Below are 26,962 nucleotides of genomic sequence, written 5' to 3'. Positions count from 1 at the left end.
GTGGCTCAGTTCTTTCTTAAAAAAACCCCACAATATTCTTACCGTAGAATCAATTAAGTAAAAAAAGCATATGAAGTTTTTTCGCGAAACTGCATAGAAAATGGTTCCAGCAAATAGCTGGAACCACCTTAATATTATTACGCGAATTCACTTTAATGAATCATACATTTCCTAAAATACCAGTAATACTAATCACTTCTCATAGCGTTAAAAAACGGATTCCATGCAATCCTCTCTTTATTCACTATTTTATTCCATAAACCTCATCAAATCCCCATGAACAATGTCATCAGACAGCCCAAGCTCTTTTCTCGAGATATCCATCAGTGGTTCACAGCTATTAATGTCTGTTTCTTCCTCCGATTCGCTTTTAAAGCATTTACCGGCTTTGTAAAAATAGTCTTTAGACATAAAGCTTCCATCCCGGAAAATAACTGGATGATGAGGATCCCTTGTAAAAAGGTTTTGCCCGAAGCTGAAGTTATCCTCAGCACTAATGCCGAGCAGATGAAGGATTGTTGCCCTGATATCGACTTCCCCGCCAATGTTCGAAAACGTTTTGCCTTCCACTCCCGGCACATGAATAATCAGCGGCACACTCTGCAGCTGCATGCGGTTAACAATGGTATCTTCCTGCCCCAGCAGCTCCAGAACGCCATGTTCGTATTTGTCCGAGATGCCATAATGGTCGCCGTACAATACAAACATTGTATTTTCATAGAGTCCGCTTGCTTTTAAGTCCTGGAAGAATGTTTTAATGGCTTCATCCTGGTATCTAACGGTTGTCACATAGCGGTTGACGACCATTTCACTGGTGCTGGCTTTAGAAATGAACTGATCCTCCTCCTCCAGCAAAAATGGGAAATGGTTTGTCAATGTGATAAACCTGGCATAGAAAGGCTTTTGCAGTTTTTCCAGATGCTGAATGGACTGCTGGAAAAATGGGATGTCCTTTATGCCGTAGTTCACTGAGTTCTCTTCTGTGACCAAATAATCGGCTTTTGAAAAATAACGATTATACCCCAGAGAATCATACATGGCCTCCCGATTCCAGAACGAAGCGTCATTCCCATGGAAAACGGCTGAGTAATACTTCTCATCAGATAGAATATGCGGCAGGCTTCGATAAGCGTTTTCCGTTTTTCTGACAAACGCCGATCCGCTCGATAACGGATAAAGACCTGTATCGATCATGAATTCCGAGTCGGACGTTTTCCCCTGTGCTGTCTGATCATAGACACTGCTGAAATAAAAGCTGTCTTCAATCAGTGAATTAAGGAATGGCGTTATTTCCTGGCCATTCACCTTCTGATTAATAACAAAGTTCTGTGTGGACTCCATACTGATGAGAACGACATTCATCCCTTTTGCCGCACCAAAGTAATCGGATGGCTTATCTTCTTGTGATTGGACATACTCCGCAGAGGCTTCTGCGTCGGATGGACTGGCAAAAGCGCGATTGAGCGGATATGATGCAGCGATGCCAATATCATAAAGATGATACTGATACAAGCCAATATGCTTAACAAGCTGCTGGCGATTATATGATTCCGAAAATAAATGAGGCACTTTCACCATGCCGAGAATGATGGTCATCAATACAAAAAACACACTGACAGCCGTGTAAAATCTTTTTGATTTAGCTGTGATTTGCTCATGCACTGGCTTCCGTTTTATATAGAAAAGCCAAAAAACGGCCAGATCAGCAAATAATAAAAGATCCCATGGGCTAATCAATTCAAGTGTGCTCGGTCCAATCCCTCCCACATTTTTAAACTGAAAAAGAATCGGTACGGTTACAAAATCAGTATAAAATCGATAATAAAGCAAATCCCCGAAAAGAATGCCCGTCAAAATCACCATCGTTGAACATATGGCTGCCGGTTTCACCTTCCGCTTAAAATAAATATTAACTCCAAGAATGGCCATTATGGCCCCAATCGGGCTCAAAAGCATAAATAAAATATCAGTCCAGTTCTCCGGATGCAGATTAAATCCGATAAAGGAAACAATGATCGTTTTAATCCAGATTAAAATGACGGCAAACCATATGGGTGAAAGGCTTTTAAATAACTTCATAATCATACCGCTTTTCATTTTGTTTTTCTAAAATACCTGTCATTATTTCGAGGGATGACATGACCTTCTGCTCATCCTGCGCCCCCATAAGAGCCACCTGAACCCAATTTCTATCAAGCAGGTACCTGCTTTCATAGCTTAGGAGAATTCCTTTCTGTTTGCATGCGTCTCCAAACTCCCTGCTGGAATTGCTCTGCGGCAGACAGATCGTCAGGATGCCAGGGGAATAATCGTCGTCTCCAAGAACGGAAAAACCGCTGTCTTCCAGCTTCTTCCTTGCTTTTCCAGCCAATTGATTTAATTTCTCATAATCTATCAGCTTTATACTCTCCTTTAATGCGCTGACCAGATTGGAAGAATGGGTGTATGGAATGCTTTGATTTTCTTCGTACATCTTTAAGTCCAGATATCTTGGAACTGCGCTGTTGCCATTAATCTTGTCACGATGGAATACGATTGCCAGACCCGGATAGGAACCAAATCCCTTTCCGCTGACGGTCGATGCAAAATAAATATTCTTAAGGTTCATCGGCAAAATACCGGCCGTGCTGCAAGCATCCACACAAAGCTCGGCATCATGCTCCCCGCATAGCTCCTGAATGCCGCTGATATCGAATACATACCCGGTTGACGTTTCACAATGCACCGTCCATACCCATTTTATAGAGGGGTTTTCTTTCAGCATGCAGGCTATTTCTTCGCGGGTAATCGGTTCATTCCACTCTTTTTCAATGGTTTGAAAAGATAATTGAAACCTTCTTGCATGATCAATTAGACGAAAGCCAAATTCGCCATTGGCCAGGATCAGCCCATCCCCCTCCATGTTTTTCAGCTGTGCTGCCACCAGATCATTGGAAAGTGTTCCTGTGCCAACAACAACTTCTGCATGAGAGGCATTTGTTATCTTGCATAATTGAGAACGCAAGTCTTTCAAACCGAGTATAAAATCAAGATTGCGATGAGATACGGCTTCTTTGGAAAAAGCCCTTTTCACTTTTGCATGAATGGGCACAGGACCCGGCAAAAATGAATGCTGATCGGCAGGTGCTGAATTTCTGGCCATTAAGCGTTCAAAGGCTTTCGTTGAACGTTCGAAATTCTCTTTTGTTAAATACATGGGCTGAAACCGGGCTCCTTCCTCTCCTGTCAGAGGACCAAAAGGCAGAAACCCCATCCGCTTATACAATTTCAGCTGTGTGACTGTGCCGGATATAAGCGCCATCGTATAATTTTTTTCAAGGCAAAGCTCTACAAGCCTTTCACAAAGCTGATAAAAAACACGGGTGCTGCGATACTCTTTTTTGACTGACAGCAAGCGGATCTCACAAAATTCTCCCTTAACTGGCAAGTATTCTTCGAGATTAGGAAGTTTATAATCAAGCGAAAATGGCCTTTTGGCGCGGATCGCGATCATTCCGGCAACTTCCTCGCCAGACTTGGCAATGACATATGTATTTTCTTCATGAAATTTATCGATTAAATGCTGATCTTCATTTTGCTTATGCTGAGGAATTTCTTCCACAAATGTCTGGTAGTTCAGCTGATGAATTTGTTCTAATTCATCAGGTTCGGTTGCGATTTTGCAGATAATATTCACAGTTTACCTCCTATGTTTAGGCATGATGAAATGGGTATGGGAAATGAGAACAATCAAAAGCAGAAGCAAAAGACCTGCAGAAATGATGAATGAATCACCAATCACCCAGGCTGTTATGGGAATCGAAGCCATGGCGATAAAACCTGATCGTGTATACTTCCGGAGAACTGCATAGGCAATTCCCATCGTGATAGCCATTATCGCTATTGTCATGGGCTCCAAAAACAAAGCGGAAGCCAAGTAGACCACCACTCCTTTTCCCCCGTGAAAGCCCAGCTGAATGGGAAATAAATGGCCAATAAGCACACAAACTGCGCTAAGGATTAATAAACCCTCACCTTCAAACATAAGTCCAGTTACATATAAAGCGGCCCATGCCTTTACAGCATCTATTGCTATTGTGAGCAGGAACCCCTTCTTGCCGATAGCTCTGCCTGCATTGGTAGCACCTACATTCCCGCTCCCCTTTTTTCTTATATCCTCTTTTGCTATGTATTTAACCACATAATAAGCCCCGGTTACGCTTCCCAATGCGTAGGAAAAGATCATAACCATCAGGGCTGTCCACACATCATCGATCATAAGCACCTATCCCGCCTTATACTAATTAAACGATCAAAAAGGGTAAAAAGTTTCATATATTTGCAAAATTACAATCTATAATCTGCTACAGATAGTATAACACCCCTAATTTTACCATTAATCAAATTGAATGCCAGAGCCTGATTTCATAATTCTCCTATTTTATTGCCAACATTAAACTTTCTGTAAAAATAATTATTTAGTGTTGACATTGTTTAGCAATCGCATATAATTTGCATTAAGGCAAAACTTTTTAACAAAACCATAAATCTTGTCCATGTGACGTATAATTGCACATAAACAATTAATTTGGGTTAATTTAAATATGGGAAATAAAGGGGGATAAAATGATGAAGGATCCAGCAATCAGCATAGAGGATTTGCATGTTTCCTATTTCGGAAATGAAGCGGTGACAGGAGTCAGCCTTTCTGTTAATACAGGAAATCTGGTAGGAATTATCGGGCCGAACGGCGCAGGAAAATCGACTTTTTTAAAGGCCATGCTAAATCTCATACCAAAAGATAAAGGGGCAGTAAAAGTGCTGGGAAAACCCATTGCTGAAGTACGCAAAAGTATCGCCTATGTCCCGCAAAGGAATGACATTGACTGGGATTTCCCCATCACTGTGCTGGATGCGGTTCTTATTGGGACCTACCCCCATTTAAAACTGTTCCGCCGTCCAAAGAAAAAGGATAAAGAGTGGGCCATGGAATGTCTTCAGCGAGTTGGGATGCAGGAGTTCAGCAGAAGGCAGATCGGGGAACTGTCAGGCGGCCAGCAGCAGAGAGTTTTTCTTGCGAGAGCACTAGCCCAAAAAGCGGATTTGTTCTTTCTGGATGAGCCATTTGTTGGAGTTGATGTATCCAGCGAGGAAACTATTGTGAACATTTTGAAGGAGCTCTGCAGACAGGGAAAAACAGTGATTGTCGTACACCATGATTTAAGTAAAGCAAATGATTATTTCAATCAGCTAATTCTCCTAAATAAGGAATTGATCAGTTTTGGGACCGTTGAAGAAGTGTTTAAACCTGAAGTAATTGCAAAAGCATACAAGGGGCATTTTGCTTTTATGAATGAGATTGGGGTGTCGTTATAATGGCTTTTATTGAAGCGGTCATGCAATATGGATTTCTGCAAAAAGCGTTATTAACCTCGGTTATGGTTGGAATTATCTGTGGAGTCATCGGGTGCTTTATCATCCTGAGAGGAATGGCTCTCATGGGAGATGCCATATCACATGCTGTTCTTCCGGGAGTGGCTATTTCATATATGCTGGGAATTAACTTCTTCTTTGGCGCAGTCATAAGCGGCGTGATTACAGCTATCGCCATTGGCTTTGTATCCCAAAACAGCCGGATTAAGCATGATACCTCGATTGGAATTATGTTTACAGCGGCATTTGCTTCAGGAATCATTATTATTACCATGTTAAAAAGCAGTACAGATCTATACCATATTTTATTTGGCAATGTACTGGCAGTAAGATTATCAGACATGTGGATCACACTAGGCATCAGCCTGGTTGTATTGGTGGCTGTATACCTCTTTTACAAAGAATTATTGGTCACATCGTTTGATGAAACAATGGGAGCCGCTTACGGACTGCCAGTTCGTTTCATTCATTATTTCCTAATGACTCTCTTGACAATGGTGACCGTTGCTTCCCTCCAGACTGTTGGTATCGTCCTGGTTGTTGCCATGCTGATCACCCCTGCAGCGGCAGCTTATCTCTTAACCGAGCGGCTGTGGATGATGATTTTCCTTGCCTCTGGCATTGGTGTGATTTCATCCATCGTGGGACTTTACTTTAGCTTCACCTACAACTTAGCTTCAGGAGCAACGATCGTCATATCATCCACTGCTATTTTCATTCTCGTTTTCCTATTCTCGCCAAAGCATGGGCTAATATGGAAAACGCTGAAAGTAAAGAAAAAGAGAGCTTCATTAGTTTAATTTTCATAAAATCAAATTTTCAGGAGGTAAGACTATGATTAAAAAAGGCTTTCTATTATTAGCTGCATCCCTTCTTTCTGTGTTATTCCTGTCTGCCTGCAGCAGCGGAAAAAGCAGCACATCAGCAAATGAAGATGGAAAAATTCAAGTTGTCACTACCTATTCGATTGTGTATGACATTGTTAAAAATGTAGGCGGGGATTTGGTTGAGATTCATAGTTTAGCGCCCATTGGTTCCAATCCCCACGAATATGACCCGCTTCCTGAAGATGTGCAAAAAACAACCGATGCAGACGCTGTATTTTACAACGGGCTGAATCTGGAAGCAGGCAACTCATGGTTCAATAAGCTGATGGAAACTGCCGGAAAAGACGGTGAAGATGCGCCAGTCTTTCTGATGAGCAAAGGCGTTGATGCCATGCACCTAACCACAAAGGGCAAAGAAAGTGAAGAAGACCCCCATGCATGGCTGGACATTAGAAATGGGATCAAATACGCGGAAAATGCCAGAGACGGACTTATCAAAGCAGACCCGGACAACAAAGAGGTTTACGAAAAAAACGCGGAAGAATATATTGCAAAGCTTCAGGAGCTGCATGATAAAGCGGTGGAACAATTTAATGAAATTCCAGAAAACGAACGTGTTCTCGTAACAAGTGAGGGTGCTTTTAAATATTTCAGCGAAGCCTACGGATTCCAGGCAGAATACATCTGGGAAATCAATCAGGAAAACCAGGGAACACCGGAGCAAATTACAAGAATTGTGGATATTATTAATGAAAAAGCAATTACAGGACTATTCCTGGAAACAAGCATTGATGCAAGAAGCATGGAAGCTGTATCCGATGAAACCAATGTTCCAATCATGGGAAAAGTGTTTACAGACTCTCTGGCAAAGCCGGGTGAAGACGGAGATACGTACATCTCGATGATGGAATGGAATATTAAAACCATTAAAGAAGGCTTGACCAGGTAATAAAGTTCACAATTCCAGCAAGCAGGTGAATCATGTGATCCCCATTAGTTCAAAGAGATATCTTCTCGAGATTTATCTATTACAGGAAGCACATGGGCATGCGACCATCTCCGGCATTGCAAAGGTATTGAGAGTCACCGTTTCAGCTGCATCTAAAATGGCCGGAAAGCTAAAATCAGACGGTTACATTCATTTTCAGCCCTATGGAACTGTCAAACTGACAGAACAAGGTTTAGAAATTGGCAAAAACCTATTTCAGGATCATCAGGTTTTAATGGAGTTTTATCAAATAATTGGGGTTGAAGAGAAACTGATCCGGAAGAAAGTTAGAGAAGTTGAAATGCATATTGGAACGGAAGTGGTTTATAAAATTAAGAGCTTTATAGAAGATCATAAGAAAAACGCTTGAGATGTTCCATGAACATTCAAGCGTTTTTTTGCCCTAGTGAAGAAAATGATATAAGCAGCATCTAGCAGAAAAAAGACTGTCCCTACTGAATATCACATTCAGAAGGGACAGTCTTTTTCATTGTTTAATAGAAAACTGCCAAAGGACTCCATTAGGCAGTTTTTTTCCAGATACTCTCCATGTTCTCAAGAGTTTTCCCTTTCGTTTCAGGTACGAACTTCCATACAAAAATGGCTGAAAGAACACTCATCAGTCCATAGAAGCCGTAAGTTAAGCCGCCGCTGAATTCCATCATCATCGGATAAGTCGATGAAATGAAATAGTTTGCAGCCCATTGTGCAGCAACAGCTACCGCAACTGCCTGTCCGCGGATTTTGTTCGGGAAAATTTCCGAGATCAATACCCAGCAGATCGGCCCCCATGACATCATGAAAGACGCTGTGTAAACGATAATAAAAATTAACGTTCCCATTCCGATTAAATTGGAAAAAGCCATTCCTGCAACACCAAACATCCCGATCGCCATGCCAATGGAACCTGTGATCAATAATGGCTTGCGCCCCCATTTATCTACAGTTAAAATGGCCACAACTGTAAAGATGACATTTATGACACCCATAACAATCGTCTGCAGCATCGAGGCATCCTTTGCTGCTCCCATGCTTTCGAAAATTCGCGGTGCATAATACAAAGCAACGTTGATTCCGACAAATTGCTGGAATACAGACAGCAGAATTCCTATCACAATCACTAATTTTCCGTATGCAAACAGCTTTTCTGCTGGAACATTGGCTGAGGCTGCTACCGATTTTTTGATTTCACCCAGGATCGTTTTAGCCTCTCTTGCACCATTAATTTTCGTAAGCACTGCTAAAGCTTTATCATCATGATTTTTAATGGCCAGGTATCGGGGTGTCTCCGGAACAAGGAGCAGCAGCAGACCAAAGGCAAGGGCCGGAATGGCTTCCGAAGCAAACATGTACCTCCAGCCAACATCATTGATCCATTCCAATGGACGGCCGCTGGCAATGCCCCAGTTTACAAAGTACACGACAAGCATCCCGAAAATGATCATAAACTGATTGAATGAAACCAGGCGTCCGCGGATATCGGCAGGTGCAATTTCGCCGATATACATGGGAACAATGGCTGACGCCAGCCCAACCCCAATTCCGCCAATGATGCGATAAAGATTAAACGTCAATAATAACGAGATGGTCGGTTCCCCTTTAGTGAAAAATAAAAATTCAGGAAAAGCGGAGCCTAAGGCAGATAAGAAAAATAATACAGCCGCAGCAATCAGCGATTTTTTCCGCCCAAACCTTGACGCAAAATAACCGGATATTAAACCGCCAATGATACAGCCAATTAATGCACTGGAGGTTGTAGCCCCATGAGCCAGCGATCCTAATCCCAAACTATCGATCAAATAGATTTCCAGTGACTTTTCAGCTCCGGAAATTACAGCTGTATCATATCCGAAAAGCAAACCGCCTATCGCAGCAACCAATGTAAGTGAACCAATATATAGAGAGTTCCGATTCTGTTTCATAGTTTGTAAAAGACAGATTTGAACCAGAATAGAGCGCTTACAATTTTTACATTACTATAATTCAAATCTATCTTTACTCCTTTCTAGTAGAAATGTTTAAACAATGAGAAACTTGAAGCTGGTTTTTGTTTTGAAGACCTCATTTTTCTCCAGGACAATAGAAGGAAAGTTTTCGTGATGAACAGCATCAGGCGGACATTGAGTTTCGAGACACAGCCCCAAATGCCTTTTTGACTGAACCCCTCTAATTTGAAATTCATTTCCCAGCATGTTCGCTGTATATAAAACAACACTCGGCCTATCCGTTTCCACTGTCAGTTTTCGCCCGCTTGCAGAATCCACTACAGTCATTTCACCTGTATTTAATAGAAATGGATGATCATATCCTCCGCCCGCAAGCATGTTCTGCTGATGGCCGGACTTTACGCCTTCTTTGATTTTCTTCCCTGCTCTGAAATCAAAAGGTGTATTTTCAACATGTATGAATTTCCCAGTAGGAATCAATGTTTCATCAAGCTCCAGAAAGTGATCACTTTGCATGGTCACCTCGTGCTCAAGAATGTCGCTCTTCAAGTCCCCGCTCAGGTTAAAATAAGTATGGTTTGTCAGATTGATAATCGTTTTTTTGTCAGATATCGCTTCATAACTAATGACCAGTTCATTCTCATTGTTCAGTGTATAGTTTACCGTTACCTCAAGTGTCCCAGGATACCCCTCTTCCCCATCCGGGCTTATATAGGAGAACCTGATATTCGCCTCATTCATGCCCTTTTCGGCGGCCGAGTCCCAAATGACATTGTGAAAACCGCCTGTACCACCATGCAGATGGTGTTCGCCATCATTTTTTGGCAGCTGGTAAGCAGCTCCATCAAGAGTGAAAGCCGATCCTGCTATCCTTCCGGCCACCCTTCCGATAATAGCACCGAAGAATGGTGAATGATTTGTATATTCTTCAAGTGTGTCGTACCCCAGGATCACATTCTCTCTATTTCCTTCACGATCGGGGACAGATATCCCGGTAATGATTCCCCCGTAGTCGATACACGATACGTTCATTCCATGATCATTGCTGATTGTATAGGATTTAACCTTGTGTCCGTTCCATTCGCCAAAGATGCTTTCAGTTATGTTCATGTCGATCTCCCTCAAGTCAGCTTACTTTTTCCTAAAACCGGCCAAACCCTCATTCAGCTTCCTGGTTTGCGCATAAACTTCTTTGTATAACTGGTAAAGCTCCTGATATTTCTTTACGTTTTCAGGGATGGGTGTATACGTCTTCTCATAAGTTATGAAGTCATCGGCACAGGCTTCCAGAGATTCATACCATTGGCATCCGTATGCCGCCAGCATAGCCGCACCTACAGCAGGTCCCTGTTCACTTGAAAGCTTTACAATGGTGCTATTGAAGATATCGGCCTGGATTTGCAGCCAGGCATCACTTTTGGCTCCTCCGCCGATTGAAATGATGGTATCGACAAGCTTGCCGCTTTCCCTGAATATTTCAATCGATTCATTTAAAGAAAAGGTAATTCCTTCAATAACTGATCGTACAAAGTCAATTCGGTTATGTGAGGAGTCCATGCCGATAAAGCTTCCCCGAATTTGCGAATCTGCATATGGCGTGCGCTCACCGGCTAAATAGGGTGTAAACAAAAGGCCGTTCGATCCAATCGGAACCTCGCTCATTTCAGCCAGCAAGGAGTCGAATGATTCCATTTCTGCAAACGTATCTTTAAACCAGCTCAAACTATGTCCTGCTGCCAGGGTGACACCCATTGTATAATAGGCATTTTCTTCACCATGATTAAAATAATGGACTTTCCCCTGAAAATCCTTGTCATTTTGTTCTTCATAGGATAAAACGACTCCGGAAGTGCCAATACTGCATAATGTTTTGCCTTCGGACAGAATACCTGAACCGATCGCACCGCAGGCATTGTCAGCCCCTCCTGCAAATACCTTCGTTAAAGAAGATAATCCCGTCTTCTCAGCAATCTCAGGCTTTAACGTCCCTACACATTCATGGGACTCAACTAAAGGCGGACAGATATTCACATCAATCCCGGTTAGCCCGCATATCTCTTCACTCCACATTTTCCGGCCGGCATTCAGCAGCAAAGTGCCCGCTGCATCACTATATTCACTATGAATCCTTCCAGTCAGTTTAAAGCGAAGATAATCTTTAGGGAGCATAAATACAGCCGCTTTTTCAAAAACTTCCGGCTCATATTGCTTCACCCAAAGCAGCTTTGGTAAAGTGAAGCCTTCCAGTGCCGGATTCTTTGTGATTTCAAGCAGACGGCTCTCCCCAGCCATGTCATAGATCTGTTTACACTGCTCTGTCGTGCGGGTATCATTCCACAGAATTGCATTGCGCAGAACCTTATTCTCTTCATCCAGAAGGACCAGGCCGTGCATTTGGCCAGAAAAACTGATTCCCTGTATGTCTTCCGCACTTCCATCAAACTGCTCTGTAAGTTCTTTAAGAGCAGCCACTGTTTTATCAACCCATTCAGCAGGGTCCTGTTCACTATAACCCGACTTTTCATGAATGAGCGGATAAGACCTGGAAACTTCGCTGCATACTTCTCCCTTTTGATTCATTAATAAAACTTTTACCGAGCTCGTGCCAAGGTCAATCCCGATTACATATTTCATGATTGATCATCCTTTAGATAATGGAATGTATGCTAAGCTTTACTTTTTAAAAATGTACTGGGACACTTTTGTATTCCCAGTACATTTAATCTTTTTATATTGATCTCTTACGCTTCTACACTCGCATAGGCTTCGAGAATGTATTTATTTAAGACAGCTTTTAGCTGTTCCTGTCTTCCTGATTTGTTTTCAATCTTTTCAAGCTGAAGGGCATGCTTTTCAAGCTTATGGAAGTCTGCCTTTCCTTCAACGATTTCAAGTCCGATGCCTTCTGTATAGCTGCTGTACCTGTCAGCAACAAAGTTGTCTAATACTTTATCTTCAATTAAACGCTGTGCAACTTTTGCGCCAACCGCAAATGTGTCCATTCCTGCAATATGAGCATAAAACAGGTCCTCAGGGTCAAATGATCCTCTTCGTACTTTGGCATCAAAGTTAAGGCCGCCTGTTCCAAGCCCGTTATTTTTAAGAATTTCTACCATTGCCAGTGCTGTAGAATAGATGTCTGTCGGGAATTCGTCCGTATCCCATCCCAGCAGGGTATCTCCCTGGTTGGCATCCACAGAACCAAGCATTCCATTTATGCGTGCTGTGTGCAATTCATGCTCAAAAGTATGGCCGGCAAGTGTCGCGTGGTTTGCTTCAATATTGAATTTAAAGTAGTCTTTTAAGCCGTAAGATTGCAAGAATGATAAACTGGTTGCCACATCAAAATCATATTGATGTTTGGTAGGCTCCTTCGGCTTTGGCTCGATTAGGAATTGTGCGTCAAACCCAATTTCCTTCGCATAATCGATTGCCATATGGAAGAAGCGTGCAAGATTATCAAGTTCAAGCTTCATGTTCGTATTCAGCAGTGTTTCGTATCCTTCGCGGCCGCCCCAGAACACATAGTTCTCAGCACCCAGCTCCTTGCCGATCTCAAGTCCCTTTTTCACTTTTGCAGCAGCATAGGCAAATACATCAGCATTAGGTGCTGTCGCCGCACCGTGCAGCCAGCGCGGATGTGAAAACATATTAGCGGTATTCCATAATAGCTTTGTTTTGCTGGATTTCATGTATTCCTTAATCATGGCCGTAATTTCATCTAAGTTCTTAAACGTTTCTCTTAATGAATCCCCTTCAGGCGCAATATCAGCATCATGGAAGCAGAAAAACGGGACGTTCAGTTTTTCATAGAATTCAAAAGAAGCTTCTACACGCGCCTTGGCCAAATCCATTCCGGAAAATCTGTCATAGGAACGGATCATCGTTCCATCTCCGAAAGGATCAGTGCCTTCCGCCGTAAATGTATGCCAGTAAGACACTGCAAAACGGAGAAGGTCTTCCATCTTTCTGCCGTTGATCATTTCTTCAGGATTATAATATTTAAAAGCTAATGGATTATTAGAATCTGGACCTTCGTATTTTACTCCGCTCACATTATTAAAATAGTTCATGTTCATTCCTCCATCTTCTCTTTTCATTTGTTATCGCTTTCATTTGATTACAAATCGATTTTACCACCTTGAACTTAGTTTGTCTATTGAATGAACTAAGTTTTATTTTTATTTTTAATTATGGTATAAATGGAATATGATTGTAATAGACAAAGAAATTGAGGATTTGAGGAGAAAGATAATGACTTGGAATCAGCAGATGGTAAAAATGAAAAACAAATCACGCGTTCTGCAGACGATCATCGACCAATCCCCTATCTCACGGGCTGATATCGCACAGCATTTGGGACTGACTAAAGGTACTGTTTCCTCTTTAGTCAACGAGCTGATTGAAGAAAAAATCTGTTCCGAAACGGGACCAGGCAAATCGAGCGGAGGACGTCGCCCTGTGATGCTGCTCTTTAATGAAAAAGCAGGCTATGCGATTGGAATTGATTTAGGGGTTAACTATATTCTAGGTGTCATGACTGATTTATCGGGCAATATTGTGAGCGAACATTTAAAGCATATGAATAGCATGAGATATGAAGAAACCATTCTTGTCATAAAAGAAGTCATCCAATCCTTATTGGACTCTACCCCTGAGAGCCCCTATGGTGTGATCGGAATAGGTATTGGAGTGCCGGGAATCGTAAATAAGGAAGGCAGTAATATCCTGCTGGCACCTAATCTGGGCTGGACAGATATCCATTTGAAGGCAGAAATTGAGACAGAGTTTCACCTTCCCGTTATCATCGACAATGAAGCGAACGCCGGAGCATACGGGGAAAAGCGTTTCGGAGCCGGAAAAAACTTTGAAAATCTCATCTACGTAAGTGCTGGAATTGGCATAGGAGTCGGCTTTATTTTACAAAATAGCCTTTATCGTGGCGCTGAAGGCTTCTCCGGTGAAATGGGCCATATGGTGATCGATATAGATGGAAAAGAATGCAGATGCGGCAGCAAAGGCTGCTGGGAATTGTATGCTTCTGAACAGGCTTTATTAAACCAGGCAAAGAATATTCAATCCTATTTAAAACGGGATGATCTGAACCTGGAGTCATTAGTTGAAATGGCGGAAGAAGATGAGGAAGTAAAGGATCTGTTCCGGCTTATTGGCCGATGCCTCGGCATTGGCATAAACAATATCATCAATACATTCAATCCCGAGCAGATCATTATAGGAAATCGCTTAGCCATTGCCAAAGATTTATTACTGGATTCGATTATGGAAGTTGTCGAGACCCATTCCTTAAGATTTAATCAGGAAAACGTAAACATTACATTTGCAGATTTATCGATTTACTCCACAGCACTTGGGGCTTCAGCTTATGCCACAGAAAACTTTCTGAACTCGGATCTGCAGGAAAACCTGAATAAATAGACTGCCTGTATCCTATAAGAAAATTGGTGAAAGATGAAAAGAATGTCCCGGATGTGCGGGACATTCTTTCATGTTTCTTGATTGTGTCAAACCAGCCTGAATTAATTCCTGATCAATCCTTTTTTTACAGTTATGAAAGAAACCACTATTTAGTAGGCAGCAATGACACTTTTCATCCACCAGAATATATACCTGCTGAAAACGACTGAGCCTTTTTCATACATCATTCTTGATTATCAAGAAAAAGAATACACTAAGGTAAAAACAGAATTGCTCTCCTGTGTACATCCATTTGCTTCCATAATCTTTCTCATGGCGGCATTATCAGCGCTTGTTGCCCCGAGATATTTTTCAGCTTTATATTCATACTGCAATCTATGAAGTCCTATTAAATGCAGGTTCTTACCATACCCTTTACCCTTGAAATCAGGGTGGATGCCGATCCAAAACATCCTTCCTTCCCGGTCCCGGTCAGGTTCCAAATGAGGAAAAACGGCTCCAGCCGGTTCTGAATGAACTGTATAAACCGTAAACATATTATCTGCTTGTTCAGGGAGCTCTGCTTTCATGCTCTTTAAAAATTTCTCAGTTTGTTCATAAGTAAAATTCATAACTTCAGATAAAAAAATAATGGAACTATTGTTAAGGAGCGGCCAAACTTCATAAGGAGGGGCTTGTTCAATCTTGGATTCTGCAAACTGCTTTTTAAAAATAACTCTCTCACCAATCACTTTCATTTTTCCTCACGAAACCATTAATTCATCCAAAATTGCTTGAGGGCACTGAAGCTTTACTTTTTCAATTCTGCTCTCATCCATGGTAAGAAGCCTATTAATTAAATAATCTGCTTTATTGGGACTTATTCGTTCATCCTGAAAGATTTCCAGAATAATCTCTGAATCACCTTTAATACTGTGTACACCTGCTGCCTTCAGGTCTTTTAATAGTTTATCCATAGTAATCACCTCCACTTAAGCGATAAAGAAAATGGCCATTGAAAAAATTCCATGGCCATTTGATCTCTTTTACATATTCCATTACAGATGCTGTGCAGTAACCGAACGTTCACATTCCAAAATTCCTGCCGGCGGTCCTTCATACAGGATTTCTCCGCCTCCAGCGCCTCCATCCGGACCTAAATCAACGATCCAATCACTTTTTCGGATAACATCCAGATTATGTTCTATGACTATAACGGTATTGCCCTTTTCCACCAATTTATTAATGATGTCCAGAATATTAGCGACATCTGACATATGCAATCCCGTAGTTGGTTCATCAAGTATATAAATGTTTCCTTTAGTATTCAGTTCCTTTGCAAGCTTAAGTCTTTGACATTCGCCTCCTGACAAGGTGGTCAGCGGCTGTCCCAATGACAAATAGCCAAGACCGACAGTCTCCAGGGCTTTGAGTTTTTTCTGAATGTCTTTTGCATCAAAATACTCCACAGCGTCCGCTATAGACATCTCCATGATTTCAACAATATTTTTGCCCTTATATAAGTATTGAAGCACGTCCTGCCTAAAACGGCTTCCATGACATTCACTGCATTCGACTTCCATTGTATCCATAAAAGATAAATTGATCTCGACCGTCCCGGTGCCTCCGCATGTCGGACACCCACCGGTCGAATTATAGCTGAATAATCCGCTCTCCACTCCATTGGCATCTGAAAAAGATTTGCGAATCGAATTCATAATGCCAGTGAAAGTTGCCGGATTAGACCGTATGTTGGCGTGGACCGGGCTTTGGTCAATACGGATTGCCTCAGGAAAATCTTTTGCAAACACTTCGTTCACAAGTGTGCTTTTCCCTGAACCCGCTACTCCTGTAATAACAGTAAAAACCCCTCTTGGAACTGAAAGACTCACATTCTTCAAATTGTGAAGAGTGCTTTTCCTGCATTCCATTAACTCGGAAACCGGTCTCGGATTGGCGTTGATTTCTGCACTGCGGTTCAAATAATTGGCAGTCAATGTATCAGAAGATAAGAAACCCTGATAACTGCCGGTATACATAATCTCTCCCCCATGTGTTCCGGCTTGAGGCCCAACATCAACGATATGGTCGGCTATTTGGATGACGTCTGGATCATGCTCGACAACTAAAACGGTATTGCCCCTTTCACGCAGCCGAACCAGCAATTCATTTAACCGATAGACATCCCGCGGATGCAGTCCGGTGCTTGGTTCATCAAATATGTACATTAAGCCTGTTAAGTTACTGGATAAATATTTTACCATTTTCACCCTTTGGGATTCACCGCCCGATAGTGTTGGCGTTTCCCTTGTCAGATCCATATAGCCCAGTCCAATATCACATAGATTTTCCAATCGTTCCATGATCCCGTCAACAATTGGCTTAGCTTCAGGTGATGTAATCTTTGGAAGTGTATTAATTAGCTGATCCAATTGCATGGATGTAAGGTCATATATGGAATAGCCTTTGATTGTGGATGAAAGCACCTTCTCATTGTACCGTTTTCCTCCGCAGGAAGGACATTTCGTCATGGTGCTGAAGTTCTTCAGGAGCTTCTCGCCTGTTTTTGAAGTTTCTTTGTCCCTCTTCACATGCTGCCTCATAAATTTGACTGCCAGGCCTTCATAGGTTGCATTCATATCATTATTCATATAACTCACTTTTACTTTTTGCGGCTCCGCATAGACAAGCTTATTAAATTCTTCTTCTGTATATTCATTTATTTTCTTATCAATATCGAAGAATCCGGATTCCGCATACGCTTTCCATTGCCATGTTCCAGGTCCAAATCCCGGAAGCAGAATAGCTCCTTCATTTAAGCTTTTTTCCTTATCAAGAGCAGCATCAAGGTTTAGCGTAATAATTCTCCCAATCCCTTCACATTTCGGGCACATGCCGCTGGGATCATTAAATGAATATGCGTTGCTGTAACCTATATGAGGTTCTGCAAACCGGGAGAAAAACAGGCGAAGAAGAGGATTAATATCTGTAGCGGTTCCAAGTGTGGATCGTGCATTTCCGCCGAGCCGTTTTTGATCGACTACAACGGCAGTAGAAAGATTATTAATTTCATCTGCTTCCGGACGGCTATATTTTGGAAGAAAAAGCCGCTGAAAACTGCTGTACGTCTCATTTAACTGGCGGCCTGCCTCCTGGGCAATCGTATCAAAAACGATGGACGATTTGCCCGAACCGGAGACACCTGTAAATATCGTGATCTTTCCTTTTGGAATCTGCAGATCAATATTTTTCAGGTTATTTACTCTGGCATTGAAAATTTCAATGAATTCCTGCTTCACACAATCAGCTCCTTTTGATATCACTTTTCTTATGTAAGAAATTTGCGCGGAGAATAATCATACCAATAGTGGAAATCAAATTGCAACAATATTCTATAATTATTTTTAAGTTTTAGGGAAAAACGACTCTTCCGGTGATTGATTATATAGAAGGAATGACAACAGCCCTGCAGGCTTTCTCATAAAACTCAATTGGCCCTGCTCCGCCAATAATGGCATATTCATATCCTATTTCTTTCATATCTTTTAAGCAGTGATGAAGCAATGCATTTCCTATGCCTTTTACCCTCCTGTTTTTTACTACACCCATAGGACCGAAATATCCCTTTTTGTTCTGGCATACATCAAATGCTGCAAAGCCAATAATCCTTCCTTCTTCATCACATGCGATATAGATTGACGGCTTTTCCTTCTGAAATCCCCCCTGAATGGTATGTTCCCATTCTTTAGAAAAGTTTTTCTCTATAAAGTCTGCAAGCTCCCTCTCATCACCTTGATGAACTTTTCTGACAAAAGGGGTGTTCATTTGAGGAAAAGTATAGCTGCCAAGGTGAGTGATCATGTCCCTGGAGGACGTTCCGAGGGTTAAGATGGTTTTTTTCATATCCTCAGATAGCCTGCCAGAAATGGTGGAATCAGCAAGTAATGCTTTAAGTAAGTGCCCTTCATTAACAAAAACCTGATTATATCTGTGCATAAAAGCAATCGCTGTATCAAAGATGTCTATAACCTCATCGGTTACTGGGATGCTGAAAAATTCACTTTGCGTTAATCTTTGCGTATTTTGAACTGCTCCGCTCAGCAAGCCTGGGTTTAAATTGCATTTCAAAGATATTTCCCCCAATGCGCCTCCTCTTTCTTCCAGACACCCAATTAGCAGGTGGAAAGGATGAATCACATTAAAATCTGACATACGGGCTTCCTTTTCTGCACTCTTTATAATGCTTAGCATTCTATCCGTGAATTTTGCTGAATGGCCCAAGTTAAACACACCTTCACTATTTTTTGTCCTCAAACACCTTGCCTTGAAAAATGAATTCTCTTAAAATACAATAATTCCTGCCAAATCTTAACAATCGAAAAAATTCCAAAGGAAAATGGAAGAAATTAACGAAGTAAAAGGATAAGGAGGTGAAAAACGATGACTCTCCTTTTTTACAAAGCGATGGAGGCGTTCAAGAAGGATGCGGAGCGTCTTGAAAAAGAAAAGCTTCAAAAGGAAAAGTCGAATGAGAAAAAATCAAAATAATGAGTTGTTCTTTCATTCCCCATGGGGGAATTTTTTTTGAAATTTTAAAACAGCAGCCATTTTCACAATGCCCAAATGGTGGACAACTGGCTGCTGACATAAAGTATGCGTCCCTGCCTATTGCAGAAACGCATACTTCTTTTCCAGCCTGCCTGGATATTCCTATTGAGTTACTTTTGTTTTTTCTGTCTCCATCAAAATATTTTCATCAATCCTCCGATATATTTCTTCCAATTGATCTTTATCTTTTAGGATATTTTTCATGTTTTCTTCTACGAGCTTATGAAATGTTTTCTTTTTCATTAACGCCATCCTTTCTAAGCTTTCTGCCATATACTCAGCAGGTTTCTTTTAACATCAAGGCTTCAGAGACAAACTTTTTTATTATCTCTTCATCTTCCGGTTCCGGGTTGAACTCTATTCTCAGGGGATTCCCGACAACTGTTCCACCCTGTTCTTCTATAATTCTCTGAAGCTGATCAAGGGCGCCGCAAAAATCAGGATAGGAGGTATCTCCTGATCCAAAGATGGCAAAGGGTTGCTTTTCAAGATCAAGCTGTTCGATTTCTTCAATTATATCCAGACATTCATCCGGATAATCCCCGTCTCCCCATGTATACATTCCAATAAAAGTAAGATCATAGTTTAGCAGTTCGGAAGCACTTTGAACACTCATAAAATCTTCTAAATCCACATCATGATTTTGATCTTTCAGTTCCCCCGCTATTATATCTGCAATTGCTTCTGTGTTCCCGGACATACTTGCATAAAATACGCCAATTTTCATTCCTTTTCACTCCTATCAATGAATTAGTGCTGATGTGTTATACCTGTGGCTGATCCATTTACTTTCTCTATGTGAACAGATAAAAAGCTGGTCTTCAAAGCCTGCACCTCTGAATCCATGTCCAGCTACGGTTTCAATGGGAATCAGGGACATGCTATTCTTATGGACTTCATAGATTCTTGAAAAACCGTCTACATCCTGACTTGTCGTGGCATATACTTTTTCATTTGCCTCAAAAATATCCAGGAAAGCTCTTTCTGATATAGGCTGCTGGCATACATCCCATTTTTTTGTAAAAGGATTCAGAAACTCAATCGTTCCCATACCGGATCGGGCGTTTCCTTTTGCAATGATAAGAAGGTCATTTTCATCTCTATAAATAGAGGAAATCATCGAATGCTTTTCTTTTTTTATGAGCTGCAATTCCCCTTTTCTAACATAATATCTCCATAACCCTCCATTCTGGGAATTGATTTGTGTCCCAATATAAAGGATTCCCTGATGATATAGCAGAGATCGGATAAGGGGCTTTTGCGGCATATTTTGAAATGGTCTAATAACAGACCAATCGGAGCCAAAATTAGTTGATATGTATAGGCAGCTGCCGCCATGGGTTACGATGAGTCCCTTGCGGTTTCCTGTAATATCCCACAGCCGCTGGGCAGTCGGGAATGAGGTTTGATTCCACTTTTTTCGCTGCAGATCGTATCGGATAATTGTGCCATTGTCTCCGATTCCGAATATGAAATGACCTAATTGCACAAGTTTGTATATATTTTGAGTTAATCCATACTGAAGGAGCCAGTCTCCATCCTCAAAGGAATAAATGCCCGCCTGCTTAACTGCTACAATGAAAGGAAGATCCTGAGTTGATAGAACTGCAGTGGAGCCTTTGTCAAACATGTTCCATCTCCTCATTTTTCACTGTCCATTCATAGGCAGCTTCTGCAAATTGCTGACACTCAAGGATTTGCTCATCTGTTTCCGGATTGAGTTCTATCTTTAACTTTTGCTGAAAAACATTAGCTCCTCTTTCTCTTAATTTGTCTGCAAGCGTATCCACTGCTGCACAAAATTTTGGATAAGCATGATCCCCAGAGCCAAAGCACGCAACATGTTTTCCTGTTAAATCGTGATCATTCAATTCTTCAAAAAAATCCTCAGCTTCATAAGGAAGATCCCCATCCCCCCATGTATAAGCACCAATGAAAATAAAATCATAGGCAAGGATACTATGGATTTCTGTCAAATCCAAGCTTTCCATATCCACTTCACATCCTTTAGATACAAGAACATCTTTCAGGATTGAAGCCATATCTTCCGTATTTCCTGACATACTTAAATATCCAATGAAAGCCTTCATTTCATCTCGCCTCCTAATTGATAACGATTTTCATTTATTGTTAAACTGATAATAAATGATAATGATTATCAATGTCAATGGGCAATTTAATTTTGTGAACTTTTTCCTAATTGGTATGATAAAAAAATCAAAGGGTGGAAATATGCGTCGCATAAGGAGTCAACCTGGCAGCTGCAAATATGCTTCATCGATGAAGGTACAGAAAAGCTGTATAAAAAATATAGGAGATGCACATCTTATGCCTGATTCATTAAACAGAGTTGGGGTGTGTGCGGATGGAGTGGTTTGGCAAAAGTCATAAGTCTTTCCATTTTGAAATGTTTTCAGCCAGTCATCTTGTTACATTGGCAATCTTCTTTTTTGTATCATCTGCCATTTTTCTATTCCGGAAAAAGCTGAATGGTGATGGATGGAGAAGGCTTGAAGTTGAATCGGCCATTTCCTTAATATTTGCCGAGATATTGAATCACGTATGGATGTTAGTGAATGAAGTATGGAAATTGGGGCGGTCCATGCCATTGGAATTGTGTAATATCGGACTTATATTATGTATCCTTTTACTATTGACTAGAAAGAAGTATATTTTTGAACTATTAATTTTTATTGCAATATTGGGTGCTACTCAGGCTATACTTACTCCAGCATTAACATATGACTTTCCTCACTTTCGCTTTTTTCACTTTTTTTATGCACACATGATGGTTGTATGGGTGGCCTTATATTTTTTGTGGGCCAGAAAATATTATCCATCATTCCGATCGGTCATAAAACTAATTGTTTTTATCAATCTGCTTTTGCCTGCAATCCTTCTGATTAACAATCAAACGAAGGGAAATTATTGGTTCTTGCGTCATAAACCTAAGACCCCAAGTTTCTTTGACATATTGGGTGACTATCCATGGTATATCTTCACATTGGAGAGCTTACTGATTATCCTGAGCTTAATTACATGGTTTATCTTTCGAAAATGGGAGAAAGGCCACAAAGAACGTTCTCATTTTTAATGAATGGGGATGATTTTAGACAAAAATAAAAGCTGCCAGGAGATAGCAGCTTTCCTTAGATGGCCTCTTAAAAAACGCCCGGTCAGGAACATACAATGATAGACTATCCAATTGAGAAAAACATAAAGCTAACGCTCTCATGATAGCTTCATTGTTTTTTTATTCACTTTAGATGGCCTTGGCCATGTAATATTCCAATTCCTCTTTCAGACTGCAGGTTTCGCGCAGCTTTCTGCTATTCTCTGCAAAAGAGTCCTTGTCCCCCGCTTCAAGATCCTGATCAATTTTATATTGCAGATAATTGATTTTCAGGTCTATATCTAGCTGTGAAGATATGAATTCACTCATGAAATATCTTTCAATATCCTCTTCAGCCAAGTAAAATGCCTGCTGTCCATTAATCACCACAAGCGCATACCATCCCAGCATTGTATATTTCCGCTCAGGAGTGACCTCAATTAAATCCCCCTTTTGAAAATGCAGTATATTCACATGATCAGCATCAGGGCAAAAGCAATCGATTTGATGATCAAAATGTTCTATTGCGATATAAAGTCCACTCATTTTTCAACTCTCCTATATGTCATATTCCGCTGCCTCGATAAAATCCAAACCGCAGCAAGGGCATTGGGCATCGTTATTTTCATCTGAATCCGTATCCGCCATATAACCGCACCAGCAGCAAATGTAAAGTTCAATCGACTTATACCCCTCCCTCAGATTAGATTACTATCATGTAAATAGAATATAGTGATAATGATTATCATTGATAAAATCAATTTTAAATGAAAATGATTATCATTGTCAAGAAAATAGGAAAAGTGGTGATAATAAGTTTTAGGTATTGGCGACTGATTTTAATTGAGCTTCCGATTTTTCGTCGTCATTAACCGCTTATGGCGACATTTTGACTGGGGACCTTCGAGTTTCGTCGTCATAGACCTCTAATGGCGACCATTTTGACTGGGGACCTTCAAGTTTCGTCCTCATAGACCTCTCATGGCGACCATTTTGACTGGGGACCTTCGAGTTTCGTCGTCACAGACCTCTTATGGCGACCGTTTCCATTGAAGCTTTGTAATTTCGCCGCCATGTTTCCATAGCTATTTCAAAAATCAGCCGTGTTCACGATTCCTTCACAATCCCCCAAATAGCCCCTGTCTTTTCCCTCCCATCCTTTGTATTTAGAAGGTGAAAGGGTGGTGCATTAAAATGAATTTAAAATCAGGCAGTATTGAGCAATTTGAAGGATATTCCCAATTTAAGGATCTTACGGAGTTTAATGCGCATGTGGAGATGTGGCTTTCGGTGCATAAGAAAAAGTTCTCAAAAGGTGAACTGGTTGGTTTAAAGAGGCTGGTTCGTTTTGCTGCGAAAATCCCTGGAGTCTCCAATGCTAAAATCGCCACCGTTTTAAAAGCCATTCACGAAGAATATAACGGAAATGGAATTTCCCGATCCACTTTTAAAAGGATGATTGTCAAAGCATTAGAGTCAGGGATTATCACTGTTCTTGAAACCGAAAGAAAAAACGGGTCCCAGTCCAGTAATTTGTATGTTTTTAATCGTTTTCCCAAGAGTGAACCACCTAAGAAAGAAAAGTTGGACCACCCTAATAAAACCATTAATCTTTCTAAAGCTAATAAAAATCAAAAGATTAATAAACGTAACGAAAACGTCCTTGATCACACCTATACAAGTGATCGTGTACCACAATCATTTACCAGCACTGTAAAATCCTTTTTTCCGGAAGCAAAGCAAATTGAGGAGTTTTGGAGAATGGCATCCATAGCAGCCTATAAAAACAATTGTGACCAAAGAGTAAACGCTGTTTTGGCTGCAGCCATCCATTCGTTTAAGCAGCTGATCAGGAAGATGAAAACCCGCGCCATTGCTAATCCTGTCGCTTATTTCTATGGAATCTTGACTAAGAAATTTGAAGAAATGTACTTTGAGGATTTGTTTGAATTGGGATTTTTGGCTGAAGAAAATGACTTCTTCATGAATTTTTTTTACAAAAAATAAAAAAACAGGCTAACTACCCGTTTTTCGTGAGTTATACCCCCTAAGTCCGGACTTAGACCCCTTAACTCCGGACTTAGGGGGGTTAACTCACTGATCTGGGACTTTTACTTGATTCGCCAAAATTTGGTTAACAGACTATGTTTGAACTACCCGGGAAAACATAGAGAGCGCGCTTTCCTTGAAGGGACCGAATTCATGGAGAGTTTTGAACAGTTAGAAGCACAATATGAGAGGATAATTCATCAAATCATGCATAGTCTGAACATCTATAAAAACAAAGAGGAATTCTACCAGCTGGGATTAATTACACTATGGCAGGCGTGGAAAAATCATGACGCTGAAAAAGGGACCCTGCTTTCCTATGCTTACAGTATGATAAAAGGAAATATCATGAACGAATTAACAAGACAACATAAACAAAGCCAGCAATGTTTCTATCCGAAAGATGAATTCTGGGAACTTATTGAAGACCCCTCATCATTCCCCTCCACAGATCTTGCACACGAGCTGCTAAAAAGATGCGGGCTATTAACTCCCAATCAAATGAAATGGCTGCAGTATACTTTATGTGATCAGATGTCTGTAAAGGAAATAGCTGAAAAAGAACAAGTCACCCCGTCAGCAGTCAAAAACTGGCGGCAGGGTGCCCGTGCGAAGCTGAAAAATATAATGAAAAATAATCGCTTTTTAGAAGATTAATCAAATTTACCCTGTCCTTATCTCCCAGCAATATGTATATAGAGGGTGAAAGGAGGTGAACAACATGGCACAAGCAATTATCACTGATTCCAAACTTCGCCTGGTGTTTGAAACAGGCCTTAACGGGCAGGGCAAGCCAATCCACAAATCCAAAACCTACAGCGGCGTAAAACAATCGGCAACAGCAGACCAGCTTTTCACAGTGGGACAAGCGATCTCTGGACTAAGCATCTATCCGCTGGCTGGAATTAATAGAAATGACAGCTTCGAAATTCTGGGCTAATTCATTCTATTAAAATACTTTAAACATAAAGGAGGGAATAAAAATGGCGAAATCATTAGAAATGACTTTTCTGTCAGAACTGGGCAAGCCAACGAAACTATCCGTTGATAACCCAATCGAACCGATTGATCCTGCAGCTGTGAAAGCAGCCATGGAACAAATCATTGCTGCCAATGCTTTTGACGGCAATGGCGGTGATTTGGTTTCAGCGGAAAGCGCCAGATTGGTTGAGCGTAATGTAACTGATTATGAATTAATGTAAGGTGCAGTGGCCGGATTCCTTGGAACCCGGCCATTTTTTACAATGGGGTAAAATGAATTCACTAGAAAGGAGCAGCTGCCATGGGACAGATGGTTACATTGATCAGCGAACTCGGCTTCCCGATCGTTGTCACATTGTTTTTGCTGAACCGGATCGAAGCGAAGCTTGATGTTGTGGTGTCTTCCATTCAGGGTTTGCCGGATCGTCTGAAGGAATAGGAAAAAAACAAATAAGCTGCCTTAAAACAGTATGGCAGCTTATGCTTATTAAATTCACTTTATTTCTGCTTCCAAGCCTTTTCTTAATGGATCATAAGGTGACAGATCTATTTCCATCTCCCTTTTCAAAGCAAGATCTGCAGCCAGGGTGCCCACGTAAGGTCCCATAGTAAGCCCTGAAGCCCCTAATCCTGTTGCGATTACCAGCCCCTCTGCAGCTGGAACCGTACCCAGCAGCGGCAAAATATCTGGCCCAGCCGGGCGGAAGCCAATTCTTACCTCTTTTAGTGTGCTTTCAGCTAATCCTGGTGCAACTGTTAATGCTTCATCCAGCACTTCTTTCACACCTGCCGCAGTAAGTCTATAATCAAACCCGGATCCCGTTTCCCTGGTTGCTCCAGCCACCACTTTGGAATGGTCGAAAGCCACTAAATAATGAGAGCTTTGCGGAAGGACAACCGGCCAGCTGGAGGTGTCCATACCGTCCATTTTCAGATGGGCAATTTGTCCGCGCTGAGGCTCGATTTTAAGATCAATGCCTAACGGGGCAAGTAAGTCTTTAGCCCATGCACCGGCAGTAACGATAACTGCATCGGCAGCAATGACATCCCCGTTCACTTTTACTCCTGTAACCTTATTATTATGAAATACAAGGTCACCTTCACCTTCAAGTAATACAGCACCATGTTTTTTTGCACCATTTAGCATGGCGTCCCTTAACAGCCTGCCATCCAGCCTCGCTGCACCCGTAACATGGACAGCCTGCAGATCCTCACGGAGCGGCGGATAAAGTTCCCGGGCTTCCTCTGCTGTTAATCTCGTAATCTCCCCAACCTCAGGCGTTTCAGCCTTTTTTTGCCGGACACTTTGTTCGATCGCATCCAGTTCATCCGAACTGCTGCTGACTGCCAGAGCTCCTACCATTCCAAATCCAAAATCCTCTTCTCCATCTTGTTTTAGGTTGGCTATTAAAGATGGGTAGTAAAGAGCGCCTCTTCTTGCAATGGTGTACCAGTCTTTATGATCTACTCTGGAAATCCACGGGCAGATGATTCCTGCGCCTGCTGCAGTTGCCTGTCCCTGATGTGCCTTATCAATAATGACTACCTCTGCACCCTCCCTTGAAAGGTAATAGGCTGAACTTGAACCGACAATTCCGGAGCCTATGACTGCTATTTTCATGGT

At 41.4% G+C, this 26,962-nt stretch carries 29 protein-coding genes; 11 read left to right on the top strand and 18 right to left on the bottom strand.

Annotated features, from left to right (window positions below; all coding sequences use genetic code 11):
* Positions 1-249 precede the first annotated feature (249 nt).
* From JI665_RS10950 to JI665_RS10940, 3 genes are read right to left on the bottom strand one after another with little or no spacing between them, the layout of a single operon-like run.
* Entirely contained in the window at positions 250-2,079 is a 1,830-nt protein-coding gene (locus JI665_RS10950) for an LTA synthase family protein (protein ID WP_206839374.1), read from the bottom strand.
* Positions 2,066-3,676 (bottom strand): GNAT family N-acetyltransferase, encoded by a 1,611-nt coding sequence (locus JI665_RS10945; RefSeq protein ID WP_206839373.1) that lies wholly within the window; start codon positions 3,674-3,676, stop codon positions 2,066-2,068. Before JI665_RS10945 ends, JI665_RS10950 begins: the two co-directional genes overlap by 14 nt.
* Positions 3,677-3,679: 3 nt before the next feature.
* Positions 3,680-4,258, bottom strand: a complete 579-nt coding sequence (locus JI665_RS10940; RefSeq protein WP_206839372.1) for a glycerol-3-phosphate acyltransferase — start codon at positions 4,256-4,258, stop codon at positions 3,680-3,682.
* A 350-nt stretch (positions 4,259-4,608) separates the two neighbouring features.
* On the opposite strand from JI665_RS10940, the gene JI665_RS10935 reads away from it, so the two are divergent.
* The 4 genes from JI665_RS10935 to JI665_RS29125 are packed head-to-tail and all read left to right on the top strand — an operon-like array spanning position 4,609 to position 7,597.
* Positions 4,609-5,355 carry a metal ABC transporter ATP-binding protein gene (locus tag JI665_RS10935; RefSeq protein WP_206839894.1) on the top strand — a complete coding sequence of 249 codons (747 nt, stop codon included), beginning with the start codon at positions 4,609-4,611 and terminating at the stop codon, positions 5,353-5,355.
* Positions 5,355-6,212, top strand: a complete 858-nt coding sequence (locus JI665_RS10930; protein WP_206839371.1) for a metal ABC transporter permease — start codon at positions 5,355-5,357, stop codon at positions 6,210-6,212. Before JI665_RS10935 ends, JI665_RS10930 begins: the two co-directional genes overlap by 1 nt.
* Before the next feature lie 34 nt (positions 6,213-6,246).
* Positions 6,247-7,188, top strand: coding sequence for a metal ABC transporter substrate-binding protein (locus tag JI665_RS10925; RefSeq protein ID WP_206839368.1), 942 nt, complete (start codon positions 6,247-6,249; stop codon positions 7,186-7,188).
* Positions 7,189-7,222: 34 nt separating this feature from the next.
* A complete protein-coding gene (locus JI665_RS29125; RefSeq protein WP_312886175.1) occupies positions 7,223-7,597 on the top strand; it encodes a metal-dependent transcriptional regulator in 375 nt (124 codons plus the stop codon).
* Positions 7,598-7,748: 151 nt separating this feature from the next.
* On the opposite strand, the gene xylE is transcribed toward JI665_RS29125, so the two are convergent.
* The 4 genes from xylE to xylA all read right to left on the bottom strand — a co-directional run bounded on the left by xylE (position 7,749) and on the right by xylA (position 13,246).
* Positions 7,749-9,149: a D-xylose transporter XylE gene (gene xylE / locus JI665_RS10915; protein WP_206839365.1), complete on the bottom strand. Its 1,401-nt coding sequence runs from the start codon at positions 9,147-9,149 to the stop codon at positions 7,749-7,751.
* Between the two features lie 96 nt (positions 9,150-9,245).
* On the bottom strand, positions 9,246-10,283 hold the full coding sequence (locus JI665_RS10910; protein WP_206839364.1) for an aldose epimerase family protein: 1,038 nt from the start codon (positions 10,281-10,283) through the stop codon (positions 9,246-9,248).
* 21 nt (positions 10,284-10,304) lie between these two features.
* Positions 10,305-11,807 (bottom strand): xylulokinase, encoded by a 1,503-nt coding sequence (xylB, locus tag JI665_RS10905; RefSeq protein ID WP_206839363.1) that lies wholly within the window; start codon positions 11,805-11,807, stop codon positions 10,305-10,307.
* 107 nt (positions 11,808-11,914) lie between these two features.
* Positions 11,915-13,246 carry a xylose isomerase gene (gene xylA, locus JI665_RS10900; RefSeq protein WP_206839362.1) on the bottom strand — a complete coding sequence of 444 codons (1,332 nt, stop codon included), beginning with the start codon at positions 13,244-13,246 and terminating at the stop codon, positions 11,915-11,917.
* A gap of 181 nt (positions 13,247-13,427) precedes the next feature.
* Here xylA and JI665_RS10895 point away from each other — a divergent pair, with 181 nt between their 5' ends.
* Complete coding sequence (locus JI665_RS10895; RefSeq protein WP_206839361.1) at positions 13,428-14,609, top strand: ROK family transcriptional regulator; 1,182 nt, start codon at positions 13,428-13,430, stop codon at positions 14,607-14,609.
* Positions 14,610-14,845: 236 nt separating this feature from the next.
* Here the strand turns inward: JI665_RS10895 and JI665_RS10890 are convergent, their stop codons facing one another.
* The 8 genes from JI665_RS10890 to JI665_RS10860 all read right to left on the bottom strand — a co-directional run bounded on the left by JI665_RS10890 (position 14,846) and on the right by JI665_RS10860 (position 21,286).
* Positions 14,846-15,346 (bottom strand): GNAT family N-acetyltransferase, encoded by a 501-nt coding sequence (locus JI665_RS10890; RefSeq protein ID WP_244671152.1) that lies wholly within the window; start codon positions 15,344-15,346, stop codon positions 14,846-14,848.
* 6 nt (positions 15,347-15,352) lie between these two features.
* Complete coding sequence (locus JI665_RS28550) at positions 15,353-15,565, bottom strand: hypothetical protein (protein WP_244671151.1); 213 nt, start codon at positions 15,563-15,565, stop codon at positions 15,353-15,355.
* Positions 15,566-15,646: 81 nt separating this feature from the next.
* On the bottom strand, positions 15,647-17,887 hold the full coding sequence (locus tag JI665_RS10885; protein WP_206839360.1) for an ATP-binding cassette domain-containing protein: 2,241 nt from the start codon (positions 17,885-17,887) through the stop codon (positions 15,647-15,649).
* Between the two features lie 142 nt (positions 17,888-18,029).
* Positions 18,030-18,878 (bottom strand): GNAT family N-acetyltransferase, encoded by an 849-nt coding sequence (locus JI665_RS10880; protein ID WP_414635269.1) that lies wholly within the window; start codon positions 18,876-18,878, stop codon positions 18,030-18,032.
* A gap of 420 nt (positions 18,879-19,298) precedes the next feature.
* On the bottom strand, positions 19,299-19,439 hold the full coding sequence (locus JI665_RS10875; RefSeq protein ID WP_244671149.1) for an FbpB family small basic protein: 141 nt from the start codon (positions 19,437-19,439) through the stop codon (positions 19,299-19,301).
* Between the two features lie 34 nt (positions 19,440-19,473).
* Positions 19,474-19,923 carry a flavodoxin gene (locus tag JI665_RS10870; RefSeq protein WP_206839359.1) on the bottom strand — a complete coding sequence of 150 codons (450 nt, stop codon included), beginning with the start codon at positions 19,921-19,923 and terminating at the stop codon, positions 19,474-19,476.
* Between the two features lie 15 nt (positions 19,924-19,938).
* Positions 19,939-20,826, bottom strand: a complete 888-nt coding sequence (locus tag JI665_RS10865; RefSeq protein ID WP_206839357.1) for a hypothetical protein — start codon at positions 20,824-20,826, stop codon at positions 19,939-19,941.
* Positions 20,819-21,286, bottom strand: coding sequence for a flavodoxin (locus tag JI665_RS10860; RefSeq protein WP_206839356.1), 468 nt, complete (start codon positions 21,284-21,286; stop codon positions 20,819-20,821). The genes JI665_RS10865 and JI665_RS10860 overlap by 8 nt, the downstream gene beginning before the upstream one ends.
* A gap of 275 nt (positions 21,287-21,561) precedes the next feature.
* Between JI665_RS10860 and JI665_RS10855 the strand changes: the two genes are divergently transcribed.
* Positions 21,562-22,290, top strand: coding sequence for a TIGR02206 family membrane protein (locus JI665_RS10855; RefSeq protein WP_206839355.1), 729 nt, complete (start codon positions 21,562-21,564; stop codon positions 22,288-22,290).
* A 168-nt stretch (positions 22,291-22,458) separates the two neighbouring features.
* Here the strand turns inward: JI665_RS10855 and JI665_RS10850 are convergent, their stop codons facing one another.
* Complete coding sequence (locus JI665_RS10850; RefSeq protein ID WP_206839354.1) at positions 22,459-22,854, bottom strand: hypothetical protein; 396 nt, start codon at positions 22,852-22,854, stop codon at positions 22,459-22,461.
* Positions 22,851-22,988, bottom strand: a complete 138-nt coding sequence (locus JI665_RS10845; protein WP_206839353.1) for a hypothetical protein — start codon at positions 22,986-22,988, stop codon at positions 22,851-22,853. The genes JI665_RS10850 and JI665_RS10845 overlap by 4 nt, the downstream gene beginning before the upstream one ends.
* Positions 22,989-23,502: 514 nt before the next feature.
* Here JI665_RS10845 and JI665_RS10840 point away from each other — a divergent pair.
* From JI665_RS10840 to JI665_RS10820, 5 genes are all read left to right on the top strand, one after another.
* Positions 23,503-24,315, top strand: coding sequence for a hypothetical protein (locus JI665_RS10840; protein WP_206839352.1), 813 nt, complete (start codon positions 23,503-23,505; stop codon positions 24,313-24,315).
* A 195-nt stretch (positions 24,316-24,510) separates the two neighbouring features.
* Complete coding sequence (locus JI665_RS10835; RefSeq protein ID WP_206839351.1) at positions 24,511-25,014, top strand: sigma-70 family RNA polymerase sigma factor; 504 nt, start codon at positions 24,511-24,513, stop codon at positions 25,012-25,014.
* 64 nt (positions 25,015-25,078) lie between these two features.
* Positions 25,079-25,297, top strand: a complete 219-nt coding sequence (locus JI665_RS10830; protein WP_206839350.1) for a DUF1659 domain-containing protein — start codon at positions 25,079-25,081, stop codon at positions 25,295-25,297.
* 43 nt (positions 25,298-25,340) lie between these two features.
* Positions 25,341-25,559 (top strand): DUF2922 domain-containing protein, encoded by a 219-nt coding sequence (locus tag JI665_RS10825; RefSeq protein WP_206839349.1) that lies wholly within the window; start codon positions 25,341-25,343, stop codon positions 25,557-25,559.
* Between the two features lie 80 nt (positions 25,560-25,639).
* On the top strand, positions 25,640-25,777 hold the full coding sequence (locus JI665_RS10820; RefSeq protein ID WP_206839347.1) for a YvrJ family protein: 138 nt from the start codon (positions 25,640-25,642) through the stop codon (positions 25,775-25,777).
* Between the two features lie 54 nt (positions 25,778-25,831).
* Here JI665_RS10820 and JI665_RS10815 read toward each other — a convergent pair whose 3' ends face one another.
* Positions 25,832-26,959 carry an NAD(P)/FAD-dependent oxidoreductase gene (locus JI665_RS10815; protein ID WP_206839345.1) on the bottom strand — a complete coding sequence of 376 codons (1,128 nt, stop codon included), beginning with the start codon at positions 26,957-26,959 and terminating at the stop codon, positions 25,832-25,834.
* Positions 26,960-26,962 lie beyond the last annotated feature (3 nt).

Origin of the sequence: Bacillus sp. NTK034 (assembly GCF_017303275.1) — a bacterium.
GTDB lineage: Bacteria > Bacillota > Bacilli > Bacillales > Cytobacillaceae > Cytobacillus.
This window is presented reverse-complemented; position numbering and strand designations above follow the sequence as displayed.